This window comes from Bacillus sp. 1021 (assembly GCF_014534735.1).
GTDB classification, from domain to species: Bacteria; Bacillota; Bacilli; order Bacillales; family Bacillaceae; genus Bacillus; species Bacillus siamensis.
The window spans coordinates 77,751-97,714 of record NZ_JACVSR010000005.1 but is presented as its reverse complement, the minus strand read 5'-3'; the positions used below and the strand labels follow the sequence as shown (position 1 = coordinate 97,714).

The 19,964-nt window shown below is 49.2% G+C and carries 20 protein-coding genes and 1 riboswitch; of the genes, 18 read left to right on the top strand and 2 right to left on the bottom strand.

Going from position 1 to position 19,964, the window contains the following annotated elements:
* Positions 1 to 61 precede the first annotated feature (61 nt).
* The 14 genes from ICW23_RS17030 to purD all read left to right on the top strand — a co-directional run bounded on the left by ICW23_RS17030 (position 62) and on the right by purD (position 13,918).
* Positions 62 to 616 (top strand): DUF2179 domain-containing protein, encoded by a 555-nt coding sequence (locus ICW23_RS17030; RefSeq protein ID WP_016937019.1) that lies wholly within the window; start codon positions 62 to 64, stop codon positions 614 to 616.
* Positions 613 to 810 carry an NETI motif-containing protein gene (locus ICW23_RS17025; protein ID WP_003155772.1) on the top strand — a complete coding sequence of 66 codons (198 nt, stop codon included), beginning with the start codon at positions 613 to 615 and terminating at the stop codon, positions 808 to 810. Before ICW23_RS17030 ends, ICW23_RS17025 begins: the two co-directional genes overlap by 4 nt.
* 78 nt (positions 811 to 888) lie before the next feature.
* A riboswitch (purine riboswitch) is annotated at positions 889 to 990 on the top strand.
* A gap of 132 nt (positions 991 to 1,122) precedes the next feature.
* Positions 1,123 to 1,611 carry a 5-(carboxyamino)imidazole ribonucleotide mutase gene (purE, locus tag ICW23_RS17020; RefSeq protein ID WP_003155768.1) on the top strand — a complete coding sequence of 163 codons (489 nt, stop codon included), beginning with the start codon at positions 1,123 to 1,125 and terminating at the stop codon, positions 1,609 to 1,611.
* Complete coding sequence (gene purK, locus ICW23_RS17015; protein ID WP_064778048.1) at positions 1,565 to 2,746, top strand: 5-(carboxyamino)imidazole ribonucleotide synthase; 1,182 nt, start codon at positions 1,565 to 1,567, stop codon at positions 2,744 to 2,746. Before purE ends, purK begins: the two co-directional genes overlap by 47 nt.
* Entirely contained in the window at positions 2,746 to 4,038 is a 1,293-nt protein-coding gene (gene purB / locus ICW23_RS17010) for an adenylosuccinate lyase (protein ID WP_007408896.1), read from the top strand. The genes purK and purB overlap by 1 nt, the downstream gene beginning before the upstream one ends.
* Positions 4,039 to 4,113: 75 nt before the next feature.
* On the top strand, positions 4,114 to 4,833 hold the full coding sequence (gene purC / locus ICW23_RS17005; RefSeq protein WP_045926634.1) for a phosphoribosylaminoimidazolesuccinocarboxamide synthase: 720 nt from the start codon (positions 4,114 to 4,116) through the stop codon (positions 4,831 to 4,833).
* Positions 4,833 to 5,087, top strand: coding sequence for a phosphoribosylformylglycinamidine synthase subunit PurS (gene purS, locus ICW23_RS17000; RefSeq protein ID WP_188154838.1), 255 nt, complete (start codon positions 4,833 to 4,835; stop codon positions 5,085 to 5,087). Before purC ends, purS begins: the two co-directional genes overlap by 1 nt.
* Positions 5,084 to 5,767: a phosphoribosylformylglycinamidine synthase subunit PurQ gene (gene purQ / locus ICW23_RS16995; RefSeq protein WP_016937015.1), complete on the top strand. Its 684-nt coding sequence runs from the start codon at positions 5,084 to 5,086 to the stop codon at positions 5,765 to 5,767. The genes purS and purQ overlap by 4 nt, the downstream gene beginning before the upstream one ends.
* A complete protein-coding gene (gene purL / locus ICW23_RS16990) occupies positions 5,751 to 7,979 on the top strand; it encodes a phosphoribosylformylglycinamidine synthase subunit PurL (RefSeq protein WP_188154837.1) in 2,229 nt (742 codons plus the stop codon). The genes purQ and purL overlap by 17 nt, the downstream gene beginning before the upstream one ends.
* Positions 7,955 to 9,385, top strand: coding sequence for an amidophosphoribosyltransferase (purF, locus tag ICW23_RS16985; protein WP_016937013.1), 1,431 nt, complete (start codon positions 7,955 to 7,957; stop codon positions 9,383 to 9,385). Before purL ends, purF begins: the two co-directional genes overlap by 25 nt.
* A 90-nt stretch (positions 9,386 to 9,475) precedes the next feature.
* Complete coding sequence (purM, locus tag ICW23_RS16980) at positions 9,476 to 10,516, top strand: phosphoribosylformylglycinamidine cyclo-ligase (RefSeq protein WP_047476378.1); 1,041 nt, start codon at positions 9,476 to 9,478, stop codon at positions 10,514 to 10,516.
* Positions 10,513 to 11,100, top strand: coding sequence for a phosphoribosylglycinamide formyltransferase (gene purN / locus ICW23_RS16975; RefSeq protein WP_188154836.1), 588 nt, complete (start codon positions 10,513 to 10,515; stop codon positions 11,098 to 11,100). The genes purM and purN overlap by 4 nt, the downstream gene beginning before the upstream one ends.
* Complete coding sequence (purH, locus tag ICW23_RS16970; protein WP_045926636.1) at positions 11,097 to 12,635, top strand: bifunctional phosphoribosylaminoimidazolecarboxamide formyltransferase/IMP cyclohydrolase; 1,539 nt, start codon at positions 11,097 to 11,099, stop codon at positions 12,633 to 12,635. Before purN ends, purH begins: the two co-directional genes overlap by 4 nt.
* Positions 12,636 to 12,649: 14 nt before the next feature.
* Entirely contained in the window at positions 12,650 to 13,918 is a 1,269-nt protein-coding gene (purD, locus tag ICW23_RS16965; RefSeq protein WP_188154835.1) for a phosphoribosylamine--glycine ligase, read from the top strand.
* A gap of 112 nt (positions 13,919 to 14,030) precedes the next feature.
* Here purD and ICW23_RS16960 read toward each other — a convergent pair whose 3' ends face one another.
* Entirely contained in the window at positions 14,031 to 14,261 is a 231-nt protein-coding gene (locus tag ICW23_RS16960; RefSeq protein WP_003155749.1) for a YgaP family membrane protein, read from the bottom strand.
* A 122-nt stretch (positions 14,262 to 14,383) separates the two neighbouring features.
* On the opposite strand from ICW23_RS16960, the gene ICW23_RS16955 reads away from it, so the two are divergent.
* Genes ICW23_RS16955 through ICW23_RS16945 form a run of 3 tightly spaced genes read left to right on the top strand, consistent with a single transcriptional unit; the run spans position 14,384 to position 17,460 of the window.
* The gene (locus tag ICW23_RS16955; protein ID WP_095241964.1) at positions 14,384 to 16,126 is read left to right on the top strand and encodes an adenine deaminase; all 1,743 of its coding nucleotides are present in this window, start codon (positions 14,384 to 14,386) and stop codon (positions 16,124 to 16,126) included.
* A 24-nt stretch (positions 16,127 to 16,150) separates the two neighbouring features.
* Entirely contained in the window at positions 16,151 to 17,146 is a 996-nt protein-coding gene (locus tag ICW23_RS16950; RefSeq protein WP_095241966.1) for a DUF3048 domain-containing protein, read from the top strand.
* A 2-nt stretch (positions 17,147 to 17,148) separates the two neighbouring features.
* Complete coding sequence (locus ICW23_RS16945) at positions 17,149 to 17,460, top strand: YerC/YecD family TrpR-related protein (RefSeq protein ID WP_003155745.1); 312 nt, start codon at positions 17,149 to 17,151, stop codon at positions 17,458 to 17,460.
* A 34-nt stretch (positions 17,461 to 17,494) separates the two neighbouring features.
* Here ICW23_RS16945 and ICW23_RS16940 read toward each other — a convergent pair whose 3' ends face one another.
* On the bottom strand, positions 17,495 to 19,069 hold the full coding sequence (locus ICW23_RS16940; protein WP_095241968.1) for an FMN-binding glutamate synthase family protein: 1,575 nt from the start codon (positions 19,067 to 19,069) through the stop codon (positions 17,495 to 17,497).
* A gap of 195 nt (positions 19,070 to 19,264) precedes the next feature.
* Here ICW23_RS16940 and pcrB point away from each other — a divergent pair, with 195 nt between their 5' ends.
* Positions 19,265 to 19,954: a heptaprenylglyceryl phosphate synthase gene (gene pcrB / locus ICW23_RS16935; RefSeq protein ID WP_095241970.1), complete on the top strand. Its 690-nt coding sequence runs from the start codon at positions 19,265 to 19,267 to the stop codon at positions 19,952 to 19,954.
* Positions 19,955 to 19,964 lie beyond the last annotated feature (10 nt).

Here is a 19,964-nt window from a genome sequence, read left to right as displayed (position 1 = left end):
AAGAGGGTAAACTATCCTTAATTGAAAGATTGGCTTTTCAAAGTCAGAGGAGGGGGAATCAATGATGCAGACGATTTTATCCAACAGTATAGGTATGGTTCTCATTATTCTCATCATTAATATTATATATGTCTCTTTCTTTACGATCAGGATGATCCTTACATTAAAGGGGCAGCGCTATTTCGCAGCAGGCATCAGTACGGTTGAAATCCTTGTGTATGTGACCGGCTTGAGTCTCGTGCTCGGCAATCTGAATCAGATTCAAAACGTCATTGCCTACGCGCTCGGCTACGGCCTCGGCGTCATAGTGGGAATGAAAATTGAAGAAAAACTGGCGCTCGGCTACATAACAGTCAACGTCATTACGAAAGAGCTTGATCTGGACCTGCCGAAACAGCTTCGGGAAAAAGGATACGGAGTCACAAGCTGGGTCGCGGGCGGCCTTGAAGGGGACCGGACCGCCATGCAGATTCTGACGCCGCGCAAATATGAGCTTCAGCTGTATGATACGATTAAAACGCTCGATGAAAAAGCGTTTATCATCGCTTTTGAGCCGAAAGCGATCCACGGCGGATTCTGGGTGAAAGCAGTGAAGAAGAGGAGAATTAAGGAATGACAAAGCCAAAGAAGAAACGGTTTGAAGTAACGGAACATGAAACGATCGACACCATTCTTACTTTAATGAAGGAAGAGGGCTATATGCCCGTCCGGCGGATGGAAGAGCCGATCTTTACAGAAAAGAAAGAAAATGGATCAATTCAAGTTGTTCCTTGCGGGAAAAAAATCGTATTTGAAGGGAAATTGATCTAAACACGAACATTAAAAGAAAGAATTTTTATATCGTTCGATAATGTCGTTGACATTATCCAAGTCCGTTGTTAAGATAAACATGAAATCAAAACACGACCTCATATAATCTTGGGAATATGGCCCATAAGTTTCTACCCGGCTGCCGTAAACGGCCGGACTATGCAGGAAAGTGATAAACAGCTGACATGGATATCGCAGAAGCGAACGACTGACGATACGCGCGCCATGCCCGGTTTGTATTGCTTCCTCATAGTTGCAATATAAGCCGGGCTTTTTTTTCTGAAAAACAAAGCATGAGAAGGTGGGAACAGAATGCAGCCGCTAGCAGGAATCATCATGGGAAGCACCTCCGATTGGGAGACAATGAAACATGCATGCGACATACTTGACGAACTTCACATTCCTTATGAAAAACAGGTAGTATCCGCGCATCGGACGCCTGATTTGATGTTTGAATATGCAGAAAGCGCAAGAGACAGGGGTTTAAAAGTCATTATTGCCGGAGCCGGGGGAGCGGCGCATCTGCCGGGAATGACGGCGGCCAAAACGACGCTGCCGGTAATCGGCGTACCGGTTCAGACGAAATCGCTTAACGGGCTTGATTCTCTTCTGTCTATCGTACAGATGCCCGGCGGCGTGCCGGTCGCGACGACGGCGATCGGGAAAGCGGGCGCAGTGAACGCGGGTCTGTTAGCCGCGCAAATTTTGTCGGCATTTGACGGTGATATTGCGGATAAACTAGAGGCGAGAAGAAATGCGACAAAACAAACGGTGCTGGAAAGCAGTGATCAGCTTGTGTGATAAAAAAACGATTTTTCCCGGCGCTGTCATCGGCATTATCGGAGGCGGACAGCTCGGAAAAATGATGGCTGTCGCCGCAAAACAGATGGGCTATAAAGTCGCAGTCGTCGATCCCGTGAAAGACTCGCCATGCGGACAGATCGCCGATATTGAGATTACCGCCCAGTATAATGACCGTGAAGCGATTCAAAAATTGGCCGGAGTCAGCGATATCATTACGTACGAATTTGAAAATATCGATTACGAGGCGCTCAACTGGCTCAAAGAACATGCATACCTTCCCCAAGGAAGCGAGCTGCTGCTTATCACCCAAAACAGGGAAACGGAAAAAAAGGCGATCCAGTCAGCCGGATGTCAGGTCGCCCCTTATCGGATCGTAAACAGCAGACGGGAGCTTGAGGAAGCCGTTCAGTCATTGGGGCTTCCGGCAGTGCTGAAAACATGCCGCGGCGGATATGACGGCAAAGGCCAATTTGTCATTAAGGAAGAAGGACAGACAGATGAAGCGGCCGCGCTGCTAGAAAACGGCACGTGCATACTGGAAAGCTGGGTGTCATTCCGGATGGAGCTTTCCGTTATCGTGACAAGATCGGTGCACGGAGAGATTTCAACCTTTCCGGCTGCTGAAAATATCCACAAAAATAATATTCTGTTCCAAAGCATCGTGCCCGCGAGAGCGGAGGAAACGGTTCAAAAGCGGGCAGAGGCGCTTGCCGTTCAGCTCGCGGAGAAATTGGAGCTTGTCGGGCCGCTTGCGGTAGAAATGTTCGTCACAGAAGACGGAGACCTTTTGATCAATGAACTGGCGCCGCGTCCTCACAATTCGGGGCATTATACACTCGACCTTTGTGAAACGAGCCAGTTCGAACAGCACATCAGAGCGGTCTGCGGACTTCCTCTCGGCCGAACCGATCTGCTCAAACCGGGAATGATGGTGAATCTTCTCGGTGATGAAGTGAAGCTGGCGGAGGAGCATACGGAGCTTTTAAAAGAAGCCAAACTGTATTTGTACGGAAAACATGAAATTAAAAAAGGCCGCAAAATGGGGCATATAACGTTTTTGCGGGAGCCTGATGAAAAATGGATTCAGGACATCACAAACATATGGATGAAAAGAGACGGAGGACGAGCATAATGATCGAACGTTATTCAAGACCTGAAATGTCCGCGATCTGGACGGACGAAAACAGATACCAGGCATGGCTGGAAGTCGAGATTTTAGCCTGTGAAGCCTGGGCTGAGCTTGGCGTCATTCCGAAAGAAGATGTTAAAGTCATGCGCGAAAACGCGTCTTTCGACATTAACCGCATTTTGGAAATCGAGCAGGATACGCGCCACGACGTCGTGGCATTCACCCGCGCGGTTTCAGAATCATTAGGCGAAGAAAGAAAATGGGTTCACTACGGCCTGACGTCAACAGATGTCGTGGATACCGCTCTTTCCTATCTATTAAAACAGGCGAATGAGATTTTGCTCAAGGACATTGAGAGATTTGTTGACATTATAAAAGAAAAAGCGAAAGAACATAAATACACGGTCATGATGGGCCGCACGCACGGCGTACACGCGGAACCGACGACATTCGGTCTGAAGCTCGCGCTTTGGCACGAAGAAATGAAACGCAACCTTGAACGTTTCAAGCAGGCAAAAGAAGGGATTGAAGTCGGGAAGCTTTCCGGCGCGGTCGGCACGTATGCAAATATTGATCCGTTCGTAGAGCAGTATGTCTGTGAAAAACTCGGCCTGAAAGCGGCGCCGATTTCCACTCAGACATTGCAGCGGGACCGTCATGCGGATTATATGGCGGCACTGGCTTTGATCGCGACGAGCATTGAGAAATTCGCTGTGGAAATCCGCGGTCTTCAAAAGAGTGAAACACGTGAAGTGGAAGAGTTTTTTGCAAAAGGACAAAAAGGTTCATCGGCTATGCCTCATAAACGGAATCCGATCGGGTCGGAAAATATGACGGGCATGGCGCGCGTGATCCGCGGGTACATGCTGACGGCATACGAAAATGTTCCGTTATGGCATGAGCGTGACATTTCTCATTCATCAGCTGAACGCATCATTCTTCCTGACGCGACAATCGCGCTGAATTACATGCTGAACCGTTTCAGCAATATCGTCAAAAACTTAACGGTATTCCCGGAAAATATGAAACGCAACATGGACCGCACACTCGGTTTAATCTATTCTCAGCGCGTGCTGCTCGCTTTAATCGACACGGGTCTGCCTCGTGAAGAAGCATATGACACGGTTCAGCCGAAAGCGATGGAAGCGTGGGAAAAACAAGTGCCGTTCCGCCAGCTTGTCGAAGCGGAGGAAAAAATCACCTCCCGTCTTACACCGGAACAGATTGCCGATTGCTTTGACTACAATTATCATCTGAAAAACGTCGACTTGATCTTTGAGCGTTTAGGTTTATAGAAGAAGCCAGCCGGAGGCGGCTTCTTCAGCCGCTGTAGATTGAATATTCCCAACATTCGGGTTAGGAGGCCTTCCGTGAATATTAAGAACAATAATCTTCTTTATGAAGGAAAAGCGAAACGAATTTATCAAACAGAAGACGAACAGATTCTCCGCGTGGTCTACAAGGATTCCGCAACAGCCTTTAACGGTGAGAAAAAAGCGGAGATCAGCGGAAAGGGCCGTCTGAACAATGAAATTTCAAGCCTGATTTTCAAACATCTGCATGCTAAAGGAATTGACAATCACTTTGTAGAGCGCCTTTCAGAATCAGAGCAGCTTATCAAAAAGGTAAGCATTATTCCGATTGAAGTCGTGGTCAGAAACTTTGCCGCCGGAAGCATGTCGAAACGCCTCGGCATCCCTGAAGGAACTAAGCTTCCGCAGCCGATTATCGAATTTTACTATAAAGACGACGCACTCGGTGATCCGCTCATTACCGAAGATCATATCTGGCTCTTAAAAGCTGCGGTTCCGGAGCAGGTCGAAACGATCAAATCAATTACAAATCAAGTGAATCCAGAACTTCAGCATATTTTTGAAGACTGCGGTGTCAGATTAATAGATTTTAAACTGGAATTCGGCTTAGACGCAGAGGGACGGGTGCTTTTAGCAGATGAAATCTCTCCTGACACGTGCCGTCTGTGGGATAAAGACACGAACGAAAAGCTTGATAAAGATTTGTTCAGACAGAACCTGGGAAGCTTAACCGACGGATATGAAGAGATTTTCAAAAGACTGGGAGGCATTTCATAATGTATAAAGTGAAAGTTTATGTCAGCTTAAAAGAAAGTGTGCTCGATCCTCAAGGAAGCGCGGTGCAGCATGCATTGCACAGCATGACCTACAATGAAGTGCAGGATGTGCGAATCGGAAAATACATGGAGCTGAAGATCGAAAAATCTGACCGTGATCTTGACGGGCTCGTGAAAGAAATGTGTGAGAAGCTCCTAGCCAATACAGTCATTGAAGACTACCGATATGAAGTTGAGGAGGTTGTCGCACAGTGAAATTTGCGGTGATTGTGTTACCCGGCTCCAACTGTGATATTGATATGTTCCACGCCGTGAAGGACGAACTCGGCGAAGAAGTCGAGTATGTCTGGCACGAGGAAACAAGCCTTGACGGATTTGACGGCGTGCTCATCCCCGGCGGCTTCTCTTACGGCGATTACCTGAGATGCGGCGCCATCGCCAGATTCGCAAACATCATGCCGGCGGTGAAAAAAGCGGCTGCTGAAGGCAAACCGGTTCTCGGCGTCTGCAACGGATTCCAGATTTTGCAGGAGCTCGGACTTCTGCCCGGCGCCATGAGACGCAACAAAGATTTAAAATTCATCTGCCGCCCGGTTGAATTAATCGTGCAGAACGGCGAAACAATGTTCACATCTTCTTATAAAGAGGGACAATCGATTACGATCCCGGTTGCCCACGGCGAAGGCAATTTCTACTGTGATGACGAAACGCTTGAAAGATTAAAAGAAAACAATCAAATCGCTTTCACATACGGCAGCGATATTAACGGAAGCGTAAGCGGCATTGCCGGCGTCGTGAATGAGAAAGGCAACGTATTAGGCATGATGCCTCACCCGGAGCGTGCGGTCGATGAACTGCTCGGCAGCGCAGACGGTCTTGCATTGTTCCAGTCTATTGTGAAAAATTGGAGGGAAACTCATGTCGCTACTGCTTGAACCAAGTAAAGAACAAATAAAAGAAGAGAAACTCTATCAGCAAATGGGTGTCAGTGATGACGAGTTCGCACTCATTGAATCGATTATCGGAAGATTGCCGAACTATACGGAAATCGGGATTTTTTCCGTGATGTGGTCAGAGCACTGCAGCTATAAAAACTCAAAACCGGTTTTACGCAAATTCCCGACTAGCGGCGAACGCGTGCTGCAGGGTCCCGGAGAAGGCGCGGGAATCGTTGACATCGGTGATAATCAGGCGGTCGTGTTCAAAATTGAATCGCATAACCACCCGTCAGCACTTGAGCCATACCAAGGTGCTGCGACGGGAGTGGGCGGCATCATCCGTGACGTTTTCTCAATGGGCGCCCGTCCGATAGCTGTATTAAACTCTCTTCGATTTGGTGAACTCACTTCACCTCGAGTGAAGTACTTGTTTGAAGAAGTAGTGGCGGGAATCGCGGGATACGGAAACTGTATCGGCATCCCGACCGTCGGCGGAGAAGTGCAGTTTGACGCAAGCTATGAGGGCAACCCGCTTGTCAATGCAATGTGCGTCGGCTTAATCGATCATAAGGATATTAAAAAAGGCCAGGCGAAAGGTGTCGGCAACACGGTCATGTACGTCGGCGCTAAGACGGGGCGCGACGGCATCCACGGCGCTACTTTCGCATCAGAAGAAATGTCTGATTCGTCTGAAGAAAAACGTTCCGCGGTGCAGGTCGGCGATCCTTTCATGGAAAAACTTCTCTTGGAAGCCTGCCTTGAAGTCATTCAGTGCGACGCGTTAGTCGGCATTCAGGATATGGGGGCGGCCGGCCTGACAAGTTCAAGTGCGGAAATGGCAAGCAAAGCCGGCTCCGGCATTGAAATGAACCTTGATCTCATTCCGCAGCGGGAAACGGGTATGACCGCTTACGAAATGATGCTTTCCGAGTCTCAGGAACGCATGCTTCTCGTCATTGAACGCGGACGTGAACAGGAAATTGTCGATATTTTTAATAAATATGATCTTGAAGCGGTTTCCGTGGGTCATGTCACGGATGATAAAATGCTCCGCCTCCGCCATAACGGAGAGGTTGTATGCGAACTTCCGGTCGACGCACTGGCGGAAGAAGCACCTGTATACCACAAGCCGTCAGCGGAACCCGCGTACTACCGCGAGTTTCAGGAAACGGAAGTTCCCGCGCCTGAAGTGAAAGATGCGACAGAGACGCTTTTTGCCCTGCTGCAGCAGCCGACAATCGCCAGCAAAGAGTGGGTGTACGATCAATATGACTACATGGTGCGCACAAACACGGTTGTCGCTCCGGGATCTGATGCGGGAGTGCTCAGAATCCGCGGCACAAAAAAAGCGCTGGCGATGACGACGGATTGCAACGCCCGCTATTTATATCTTGATCCGGAAGAAGGCGGGAAAATCGCTGTTGCCGAAGCGGCGCGCAACATCATTTGCTCAGGTGCAGAACCGCTTGCGGTCACAGACAACCTTAACTTCGGAAATCCGGAGAAACCGGAAATCTTCTGGCAGATCGAAAAAGCGGCCGACGGGATCAGCGAGGCGTGCAATGTGCTCAGCACTCCGGTCATCGGCGGTAACGTATCACTTTATAATGAATCGAACGGAACGGCCATCTATCCGACGCCTGTTATCGGCATGGTCGGCTTAATTGAAGATACAGCACATATTACGACACAGCATGTCAAAGCGGCCGGAGACTTGATTTACGTCATCGGTGAAACGAAGCCTGAGTATGCAGGCAGTGAACTTCAGAAAATGACCGAAGGAAAAATCTATGGCCGAGCGCCTGAAATTGATCTGGACGTTGAAAAAGCCCGCCAAACATCACTTCTTAACGCCATTAAACAAGGTCTGATCGAATCCGCGCATGACGTGTCAGAAGGCGGCTTGGGCGTGGCGATAGCAGAAATCGTCATGACGACGGAACACCTTGGCGCGAACGTGACTGTAGAAGGGGAAGCGGCGTTATTATTCTCTGAGTCTCAATCCCGCTTTGTCGTTTCCGTGAAGAAAGAAAACAAGGCGGCGTTTGAAGCGGCTGCGGCAGATGCCGTTCATATCGGTGAAGTGACAGGAGACGGACAGCTGACGATCCGAAGTCAAGAAGGACAACAATTGGTTCACGCGCAAACGAAAGAACTTGAGCGCGCGTGGAAAGGAGCTATTCCATGCTTGCTGAAATCAAAGGCCTGAATGAAGAATGCGGTGTGTTTGGCATCTGGGGTCACGAAGAGGCTCCGCAGATTACGTATTACGGTCTGCACAGTCTGCAGCACAGAGGACAGGAAGGCGCCGGCATCGTGGCGACCGACGGCGAAAAACTGACGGCGCATAAAGGGCAGGGGCTTATTACCGAGGTTTTTCAAAACGGCGAACTGAGCAAAGTGAAGGGAAAAGGCGCGATCGGCCACGTCCGCTATGCGACGGCCGGCGGAGGCGGATATGAAAATGTCCAGCCGCTCCTGTTCCATTCGCAAAACAACGGCAGCCTGGCGCTTGCCCATAACGGAAACCTTGTCAACGCCACTCAGCTGAAGCAGCAGCTTGAAAACCAAGGGAGCATCTTTCAGACTTCCTCCGATACGGAAGTGCTGGCTCATCTGATTAAACGCAGCGGCCACTTTTCACTGAAGGATCAGATCAAAAATTCGCTGTCCATGCTGAAAGGCGCTTACGCCTTTTTAATCATGACAGAAACAGAGATGATTGCAGCGCTTGACCCGAACGGACTCAGACCGCTCTCGCTCGGCATGCTCGGCGACGCTTACGTCGTGGCATCAGAAACATGCGCATTCGATGTGGTCGGCGCGACATACCTTCGCGAGGTAGAGCCGGGCGAAATGCTGATCATCAATGATGAAGGCATGAAATCAGAGCGTTTCTCCATGAATATCAATCGTTCCATCTGCAGCATGGAGTACATTTATTTCTCAAGACCTGACAGCAATATCGATGGCATTAACGTGCACAGCGCCCGGAAAAACCTCGGGAAAATGCTTGCCCAGGAGTCCGCGGTTGAAGCGGATGTCGTCACAGGCGTGCCTGATTCCAGTATTTCTGCCGCCATTGGCTATGCCGAGGCAACGGGCATTCCGTACGAACTCGGTCTCATTAAAAACCGTTATGTCGGCAGAACGTTTATCCAGCCGTCACAGGCTCTCCGTGAGCAAGGCGTGAGAATGAAGCTGTCGGCCGTACGCGGTGTTGTTGAAGGAAAACGGGTCGTCATGGTTGATGATTCTATCGTGCGCGGAACGACAAGCCGCCGGATTGTTACAATGCTCAGAGAAGCGGGAGCAACAGAGGTGCACGTCAAGATCAGTTCACCGCCGATCGCCCATCCGTGCTTCTACGGCATTGACACATCAACCCATGAGGAGCTGATCGCTTCCTCCCATTCCGTGGAAGAAATCCGCCAGATCATCGGTGCCGACACGCTCTCTTTCTTAAGTGTAGACGGATTGTTAAAAGGAGTCGGCCGAAAATTTGAAGACACCAATTGCGGACAATGCCTCGCTTGTTTTACAGGCAAATATCCGACGGAAATTTATCAGGATACAGTGCTTCCTCACGTAAAAGAAGCGGTGCTGACAAAATAAAGTTTGAAAATGATATAAAGGCAGCGCGAGTTCAGGCTGCCTTTCTCTTTCTGCCTTTAAGGAGAAACGAATTGACAAGGAGTGATAGGGATGTCTGATGCTTATAAAAATGCCGGAGTCGACATCGAAGCCGGATATGAAGCCGTCAAACGAATGAAAAAACACGTGGAGCGCACGAAAAGGCTCGGCGTTATGGGAAGCTTGGGCGGTTTTGGCGGAATGTTTGATCTGTCAGAGCTCCCGTATCAAAAGCCTGTTTTAATTTCAGGAACAGACGGTGTCGGCACCAAGCTGAAACTCGCATTTTCAATGGATAAGCATGACACGATCGGCGTCGATGCGGTTGCGATGTGTGTAAACGATGTGCTCGCCCAAGGAGCGGAGCCGTTGTTTTTCCTTGATTATTTGGCAGTCGGCAAGGCCGATCCGGTGAAAATTGAGCAGATCGTTCAAGGTGTGGCAGACGGCTGCGAACAGTCAGGATCAGCGCTTATCGGCGGTGAGACGGCGGAAATGCCGGGGCTGTATACAGCTGATGAATACGATATTGCCGGATTTTCAGTCGGTGTCGCGGAAAAAGACGAAATCGTCACCGGAGAACATATCGAAGAAGGGCATCTCTTAATCGGACTTACTTCAAGCGGCCTTCACAGCAACGGGTTTTCCCTTGTGAGAAAAGTGCTTCTTGATGATGGCGGACTTGATTTGGATACTGTCTATGAACCGTTTGCGCGGCCTCTCGGAGAAGAATTGCTGGAACCGACGAGAATATATGTGAAACCGGTGCTTGAGGCGGTGAAAAGCGGTAAGGTGGACGGCATGGCGCATGTGACAGGCGGAGGATTCATCGAGAACATCCCGCGGATGCTGCCGGACGGATTGAGCGCGGAAATTGATCACGGATCATGGCCGATCCCGCCGATTTTTCCGTTTTTACAGGAGCACGGCAAGCTGAAAGAAGAAGACATGTTCAATGTCTTTAACATGGGCATCGGTTTTGTCCTTGCCGTTAAAGAAGAGGACCTGACAGACGTTATCGAAACGCTTGAAGCCCAAGGCGAAAAGGCTTATTTAATCGGACGGGTCAAACGCGGCGAAGGCATTTCTTTCGGCGGTGCGGCTCTTTCATGAAGAAATTTGCGGTATTTGCTTCAGGAAACGGATCGAACTTTGAGGCCATTGCCAAACGTATGAGAGAAGAGAAGTGGGACGCGGAGCTCTCCCTTCTCGTGACGGATAAGCCCCAGGCAAAGGCTGCGGAAAGGGCGGAGGCTTTACATATCCCGTCATTCGCCTTTGAGCCGTCAGCTTTTGCAAACAAGGCCGCCTTTGAACAGGCCATTCTTGAACAGCTTCGTCTGCACGGAGCGGAACTAATCGTTCTCGCCGGCTATATGAGACTGATCGGAAATACGCTCCTTGAAGCTTACGGAGGCCGCATTGTTAATATACATCCTTCGCTTCTTCCGGCATTTCCGGGAATCGACGCTGTCGGACAGGCGTATCGGGCCGGTGTGAAAGTGGCCGGCATTACCGTTCATTACGTCGACGAAGGCATGGACACCGGACCGATTATCGCGCAAAAAGCATTCGAGATACAGGCAAACGATACGCTTGAAGATATAGAACTTAGGATACACGAGCTTGAGCACAAATGGTATCCGAGCGTTGTGAAACAGCTGCTGGGACTAAATAACAGAGGTGAAAAGGCATGACAATCAAACGCGCACTAATCAGTGTTTCTGATAAAACAAATCTCGTACCTTTCGTAAAGGAACTGACAGAGCTCGGCGTCGAAGTCATTTCGACCGGAGGAACAAAAAAACTTCTCCAGGAAAACGGTGTGGATGTCATCGGCATTTCGGAAGTGACCGGATTTCCTGAAATCATGGACGGACGGTTAAAAACGCTCCATCCTAATATTCACGGCGGACTGCTTGCCGTAAGAGACAATGAAGAGCATATGGCGCAGATCAATGAGCACGGCATTGCCCCCATTGATCTTGTGGTCGTCAACCTTTATCCGTTTAAAGAAACGATTTCAAAAGAAGACGTAACATATGATGAAGCGATAGAAAACATTGATATCGGAGGCCCCGGCATGCTGCGCGCCGCATCGAAAAACCATCAGGATGTGACGGTCATCACAGATCCGGCCGATTACAGCTCCGTGCTCAATGAGATCAAAGAACACGGCGGCGTTTCGCTTAAAAGAAAACGCGAGCTTGCGGCCAAAGTATTCCGCCACACCGCGGCATACGACGCATTAATCGCTGATTACTTAACACGCGAGGCCGGTGAGAAAGACCCAGAGCAATTCACCGTTACATTTGAAAAAAAACAATCGCTCCGCTACGGCGAAAACCCTCACCAAGAGGCTGTTTTCTATCAAAGCGCACTGCCTGTCTCCGGTTCCATCGCGGCGGCAAAACAGCTTCACGGCAAAGAGCTTTCTTACAATAATATTAAGGACGCGGATGCGGCCGTTCAAATCGTCCGGGAGTTTGCAGAACCCGCGGCTGTTGCTGTTAAACATATGAACCCGTGCGGAGTCGGTACGGGAGCTTCAATTGAGGAAGCATTCAATAAAGCGTATGAAGCTGATAAAACGTCCATTTTCGGCGGCATCATCGCGCTGAACCGTGAAGTTGATCAGGCAACGGCTGAAGCTCTTCACGGCATCTTTTTAGAAATCATTATCGCCCCTTCTTTCAGTGAAGAAGCGCTGAACGTGCTGACGGCGAAGAAAAATCTTCGTCTGCTCACGCTTGATGTGAATGCATCAGGAAAGAAAGAAAAACAGCTGACTTCCGTACAGGGCGGCCTTTTGATTCAAGATTTAGACGTGCACGGATTTGATGACGCCGACATCAGCATTCCGACAAAAAGAGAGCCGAACGAGCAGGAGTGGGAAGATCTGAAGCTCGCCTGGAAAGTCGTTAAACACGTGAAATCCAACGCAATCGTTCTTGCAAAAGACCATATGACGGTCGGTGTGGGCGCAGGACAGATGAATCGCGTCGGTTCAGCCAAAATCGCCATTGAGCAGGCCGGAGAAAAAGCAAAAGGCAGCGCGCTCGGATCAGACGCGTTTTTCCCGATGCCGGATACAGTCGAAGAAGCCGCAAAAGCGGGCGTTACGGCAATTATCCAGCCCGGCGGATCGGTCCGCGACGAAGAGTCAATTAAAAAAGCGGATGAATACGGCATCGCCATGGTATTCACCGGCATCAGACATTTCAAACATTAAGGGAGGAACGAAGCGTGAATGTATTGATTATCGGTAAAGGCGGCAGAGAGCACACACTGGCTTGGAAAGCGGCGCAAAGCCCGCTTGTTGACACGGTGTACGCCGCGCCCGGGAATGACGGTATGGCGGATTGCGCGACGCTGGTCAGCATCGAAGAAAGCGATCATGCCGCACTCATCGCCTTTGCAAAAGAACATCATGTCGGCCTGACGATTATCGGCCCCGAAGTTCCTCTGATCGAAGGGGTAGCGGATGAGTTTGAAAAAGCCGGACTGCTTGTTTTCGGACCGTCCGAAAAAGCGGCAATCATTGAGGGAAGCAAACAGTTTGCCAAGGATTTAATGAAAAAATACAGCATTCCGACGGCGGAGTATGAGACATTTACTTCATTTGAAGAGGCGAAAGCTTATGTGCGGCAAAAAGGCGCGCCGATCGTCATTAAAGCCGACGGGCTTGCGGCCGGAAAAGGTGTAACGGTCGCGATGACGGAAGAAGAAGCGATCGAATGCCTGCACGATTTTCTTGAGGATGAGAAATTCGGGGAGGCGAGCGCATCTGTTGTCATTGAAGAGTTCCTCGCCGGCGAAGAATTTTCCTTAATGGCGTTTGTGAAGGGGGAGACCGTCTATCCGATGGTGATCGCCCAAGACCATAAGCGCGCCTTCGACGGAGACAAAGGGCCGAACACGGGCGGAATGGGCGCCTATTCACCGGTGCCGCACATTTCCGATGATATCGTCAAAAGCGCCGTCGAAACGATTGTGAAGCCGGCGGCAAAAGCAATGGTGAAGGAGGGACGCTCCTTCACGGGCGTGCTGTACGCGGGGCTGATTCTGACGGAAAACGGATCAAAAGTCATTGAATTCAACGCGCGCTTCGGAGATCCGGAAACACAGGTCGTCGTGCCGAGAATGGAATCAGACCTTATTCAGGTGCTTTTGGATCTGCTGCATGAGAAAGATGTTGACCTAAGATGGAAGGATACGGCCGCCGTCAGCGTTGTGCTGGCTTCTGAGGGCTATCCTGAAAGCTATGCGAAAGGCACACCGATCGGCGGTTTGACGGCCGCTCAAGACGGGATTGCCGTTTTTCATGCCGGAACGAAAAAAGCCGGCGGCCAATTTGTCACAAACGGCGGCCGGGTCGCCAATGTCACGGCATTTGCTGAAACATTTGAAGCGGCGAGGGATAAAGTGTACAGCGCCGTTTCAGGGCTGACAAAACCCGGACTGTTTTACAGAAGCGACATCGGCGCCCGTGCGCTGAAAGCTTCACAGCGATAAACAGGGAAACCCGCGTCATATAAGACGCGGGTTTTCTTCTGAAAGGACGACTAAGGTTGTCGATTTACTGTGAGAGATGATTCTTCTCGGAATAACAAGCCGTTGCGGCTTGTTATTTTTCTTGCTGATGGCTGTCATCCTGATTCATTCCGGCCTGGAACATATATGTCACCGGACAGAAGCGGAGGATGCCGGACGCCGCTTTCATCGCGCCCATCATCATACAGAAGAGATGCATCTTGCACCAAGGTTTCCTCGTATATTTCGCTGACGCAGCAGATAAAATGGTGAGGCCGCAAGTGATGCGCATAACGGCGTTCAATAAACTGATATTCGGTTTCATCATTTCAGCTCCCTTAGAAAAAGTTTTTTCATTCATCTTCAATAATTTGTAACGTTTCGGCCGTGCGATAATTGTGCGGATGTGATACGATGGGTCTAATATAAGCGAAGGAGAGTATGTGAATGTCCGAACGTACCTTTAACTGGAAAAATAAAGACATCAGATCACAGGCGGATGTTGTAGACTCAAAGCTGCTTCCAACGCTGCTTTTACGGGATGCTCTCGTATTAAATCCTTTTTTAAAACAATGGCTGAAAAAGAACGTCTGGATTTACGGAGACCGAATTGTATATGTTGGTGATGAGATTCCTGATGCAGCAGAGCACATTCATACCATAAATTGTGAAGGAAAATACATTGTGCCAGGTTACATTGAACCGCATACACATCCTTTTCAAATATATAATCCCCAAACGCTCGCCGAATATGTGTCTCAATTCGGAACAACGACGTTTGTTAATGATAACTTGTTTTTTCTTTTGAACAGCGGTAAAAAGAAAGCGCTTACTATATTAGAGGAACTGAAAAAACAGCCGGTGCAATATTTCTGGTGGTCCAGATACGACCTGCAGACAGAAGTGCTGAATGAGGATCAGCTGCTTTCTTATGATGTCCGCAAACAATGGATTGAGCACCCGGATGTCATTCAAGGCGGAGAATTGACCGGGTGGCCGCGCCTGATGGACGGCGATGACTTAATGCTTCATTGCATGCAGGCGACGAAAAAACTGCGCAAGCGGATTGAAGGGCATTTTCCCGGCGCTTCTGAGAAAACATTGACGAAGATGAAATTATTCGGAGCTGATTCCGACCACGAGGCCATGAATGGTGACGAGGTGATGAGACGGCTTGAATTGGGCTACTATGTTTCACTCAGACATTCATCCATCCGCCCTGATTTGAGAACGATATTGCAGGATCTCCATCAAAAAGGCTTCCGGCATTATGATCATTTCTTTTACACGACGGATGGGGCGGCGCCGCATTTTTATAAAGGCGGCATGACGAATGAATTGATCAAAATCGCTTTGGAGGAAGGGGTTCCGGCGATTGACGCCTACAATATGGCGTCTTTTAATATCGCGAAGTATTATCAGATGGATGACTTTCTCGGTGTGGTCGGTCCGGGACGGCTTGCCTCATTGAACATTCTCGACGACCCGATGAATCCGGACCCGGTCACGGTGATCTCCAAAGGCATCCTGCTGAAAGAAGACGGCCGAAATATGAAGGCGTTTACAAAAATGGATTGGAAAAGAGGCGGTCTTGTCCCTCTTGAGCTTTCATATGATATGACGATGGATGATTTACAGTTTTCAATGCCGATGGGTGTGAAAATGCGCAACGCGGTCATTATGGAGCCGTATATGATTGCGATTGATAATTCTGTTGACCAGCTTTCTTTTGATCATGATGAAAGTTACCTCACGCTTCTCGATAAGCATGGAAAATGGCGGGTCAATACAATGCTGAAAGGTTTTGCCGAGCGGGTGCAGGGCTTTGTCAGTTCTTACACGACAACCGGAGATATTATCGCTGCGGGAAAAAATAAGGAAGATATCCTGCTTGCTTTCTCACGGATGAAAGAAATCGGCGGCGGAATCGTGCTTGCCGAAAACGGGAAGATTCTTCATGAAATTCCCCTTGCCTTAAACGGTTCTGCATCTGCGGAGAGTTTTGAAGACGTGCTTGAAAAAGAGCAAAAGCTGAGGACTTTGCTGGAGGAGCGGGGCTACCGATTCTGCGATCCGATCTATACGCTGCTCTTTTTGCAGAGCACACACCTGCCTTATATTCGCATTACGCCGAGAGGAATATTCGACGTGATGAAAAAAACTGTACTCTTTCCATCGATAATGCGTTAAAATATAAAAGCAGGGAGCCGACATATGAAAAGATGGAAAACCGTTTGTATGCTTTGTTTTGCGTTTTTGCTGCTTGCCGCCTGCCGGCAGAATGATGCCGATCAGGTGAAGCCGAAAGAGGCGGAAGCTCCTTTAACGGGGTTAAAAACTGAGCGGAAGCTTGCAGAACGCCGTCCGATTGCAGTTATAGTGAACAATCATCCGAAGGCGAGGCCCCAATCCGGGCTGTCAAAGGCGGATGTTGTCATCGAAGCGCTCGCGGAAGGCAGGATTACGCGGTTTCTCGCGATTTTTCAGAGTGAGATGCCGGAAACGGTCGGGCCTGTGCGGAGCGCGAGGGAATACTTTGTCACCCTCAGCAGCGGGTTTAACAGCATATTTATCCATCATGGCTGGAGTCCCGGCGCTAAAAAGCAGCTGGAGTCCGGTGCTTACGATTATATAAACGGTTTGGATTTTGACGGAAGCCTGTTTTGGCGGGCCGATTTCAGCAAGCCGCCACACAATTCCTACACGTCTTATGACAATATCAGAAAGGCGGCGGAACAAAAAGGATACAAGCTGAACGGAAAAACAAAACCGCTTCCATTTCAGACATCAGATGCAAAACCCGGAAACGAAACCTACAATATTCGGATAGATTATGGAACACAAAACGTTACAAATCTTGTCGAATACGATTATGATAAAAAAGCTGATACTTATACAAGAAGCTCTGATGGTGTGAAAGCGACAGACCGGGAGACCGGAAAGCCTTTAGCCATGCGCAACATTTTTATTGTTGAAGCCGGCCATCGTATGACAGACAAAGATGGAAGGCGGGCCATCGATATTCAATCAGGAGGGAAAGGCCTCCTGCTTCAGCACGGCGATGTTATTGAGTCAGACTGGGAATACAAAGACGGCCGTATTCTGCCCGTTAAAGGCGGTGAGATTCTTCCGTTTGTGCCGGGAAAGACATGGATTAATATCGTTCCTGATCTCGATGCAGCTTCCATTAGTAAAGGAGAAGGTGTTTGACGATGCAAATCGATAAATTACGCGGAAAAGAACTGGACCAGTTATTTTTATCTATTTTATCGCTGAAAGATCTGGAGGAATGCTATCGTTTCTTTGACGATCTTTGTACGATTAATGAAATTCAATCGCTGGCGCAGCGTTTGGAAGTGGCAAGAATGCTCCGCGAAGGAAATACGTATCACAAAATTGAAAGCGAAACGGGTGCTTCTACAGCGACGATTTCCCGAGTGAAGCGCTGCTTAAATTACGGAAATGACGCCTATGAAATGGCGCTTGACCGTGTAAACAAAGGGGAATCTTCCTCAGCAACGTAAAAAACCGACCTGCCGGTGACGGCAGGCGGTTTTTTTATGCGTGCTGATCCATAAGGCCGGGAAGTTCTCTCAGGCTTCCGTCTTTCTCCCGGTATACGATGTGTTCAGCTGAGAAATGAATCGGCGAGCTGAGGCCCGCCGCCGCGGCAAGGTGAAACAGCCCTTCACGCAGGGAAAGCACGTAGTTGCAGACGCGGTGCTGTTTGTCTTCGATACTGAGCGCGCGCTGAAGTTTTGGATCGGTTGTCGCCACTCCGACAGGACAATGATTGGTGTGGCATACTTGAGCACGGATACAGCCGACTGAAAACATCATTCCCCGGGCAATATTGACAAAATCCGCGCCTAGCGCGAGGGCGACGGCAATCTTATCCGGAGTGAGCAGCTTTCCGGATGCGAAAATTTTCAGCTTATCCCTTATACCGTATGTCTTCAAAAGGCTGTCAACAAGGGGGAGGCCGGTCAGAATCGGCAGGCCGACGGAATCCGCCAGCTCATGGAAAGAAGCCCCGGTTCCCCCTTCACTGCCGTCAATCGTAATAAAGTCGGGATGTTTGCCTGATGAACTCATGCAGGAAATAAGATCTTCAAGGTCTTTGCGGCTGCCGGGGACAATTTTAATGCCGACCGGTTTTTCACCTACAGTCCTTAATTTCTCAATGAAATCAAGCATGTCCGGTACATTTGAAAATTCGTTGAAGCGGTTGGGACTGTCAATGGATTGTCCGGGCTGCACATTCCTGATGGCGGCAATTTCTTCGGTCACCTTTGAGCCGTCAATATGCCCGCCTCTTGCTTTCGCCCCTTGCGCAAGCTTTAATTCAAAGGCTTTAATCTGCTCGAGACGGCTTTTTTTCTTAAATTCTTCCCAGGAAAATTCTCCTTCTTCGGTGCGGACGCCGAACAGCCCCGGGCCGATTTGGCAGATAATATCCGCGCCGCCTTTCAGGTGATACTCTGACAGGCCGCCTTCGCCTGTATTCATCCATGTGCCTCCGGCTTGGTGCAGCCCTTTTGACAGGGCGGTAATTGCCCGGTCGCCAAGTGAGCCGTAGCTCATCGCTGATTGTCCGATTAATCCTTTTACATAAAACGGCTTCTTACATGTGTCACGGCCGATTACTTGCACATCGTCCGGATGCAGGTAATAAGGGTCTGCTTTCGCTTTTTCACGGTGCTCGCTGCGCTTCAGCAGATTGTCTTTGTCAATCTTGTATACCATCGTCTCGATCTTCGGCGTCTGATCTGTGCGCAGTTCCTCCCTTTGTTTCGGGAAGAGGGCGTTACGGATATAATAGCCCGGCTGGTCGAAATCCCGTTCCGATCCGAAGCCCATCATTCTGCTTTTATACTTTCCCGACATGACTGTCTGTTCATATTCTCTCCGGGAAAACGGCTGTTCTTCGTTATCATTGCTGAACAAATACTGCCGCAGCTCAGGCCCGATTTTTTCAAATATATAACGCAGCTTTCCCGCTACGGGATAATTGCGCAGCACTGAATGCTCTTCCTGCTTTTCGTCTCTTATGTATATCCAAAGAAACAATGCGGCGGGAACCAAAATAATCAAAATTAATATACAAATCAGTATGATAATGGCTTGTTCCATTGAAATCAGACTCCTTGCCTTTTTTCTCTTTGACATTCCACATTTTGTCTTTTTTGAAACATAGGCGTATCCCAGCAGGCGGAGCGCAATCTTTTTTTGTGAATCAGGTGAATGACGTCTTTTTCCGTTTTTCCGGGCCAAATGAATTTGTTATAATGTTTAAATGGCAAGAAACGAATGGAGGAACGAAAACGCATGTACGATGTTAACGAGTGGAAGCACGTTTTTAAACTCGATCCGAATAAAGATTTACCGGATGAACAGCTGGAACGGCTTTGTGAATCAGGGACTGACGCCATTGTGATCGGAGGAAGCGACAATGTCACCGAGGACAATGTGCTGAGGCTGATGTCAAAGGTGCGGCGGTTTTTAGTGCCGTGCGTACTTGAGGTGTCAACGATTGATTCCATTGTGCCTGGGTTTGATCTTTATTTCATTCCGAGTGTGCTTAACAGCAAAAATGCGGACTGGATTGTCGGCATGCACCACCAGGCGATGAAAGAATACGGCGAGCTCATGTCAATGGAGGAAATCGTGACGGAGGGCTATTGCATCGTCAACCCTGATTGTAAGGCGGCCGCTTTGACGGAGGCGGATACACATATAGAAACAGAAGATATTCTCGCCTATGCGCGGGTCGCGGAGAATTTGCTTCATCTCCCGATTTTTTATCTGGAATACAGCGGGATGCTGGCGAACATAGAAACAGTGGAGAAAACGAAGGCTGTGCTGGACAAGTCCGTCCTGTTTTACGGCGGCGGCATTAAAGACGCGGAAACGGCGGAACGGTTCGGCCGTCATGCCGATGTCATCGTTGTGGGAAATGCCGTATATGAAGATTTTGATCAGGCGCTCAAAACGGTGGCGGCTGTAAAGACAAAGTAGCCAAGCGGAC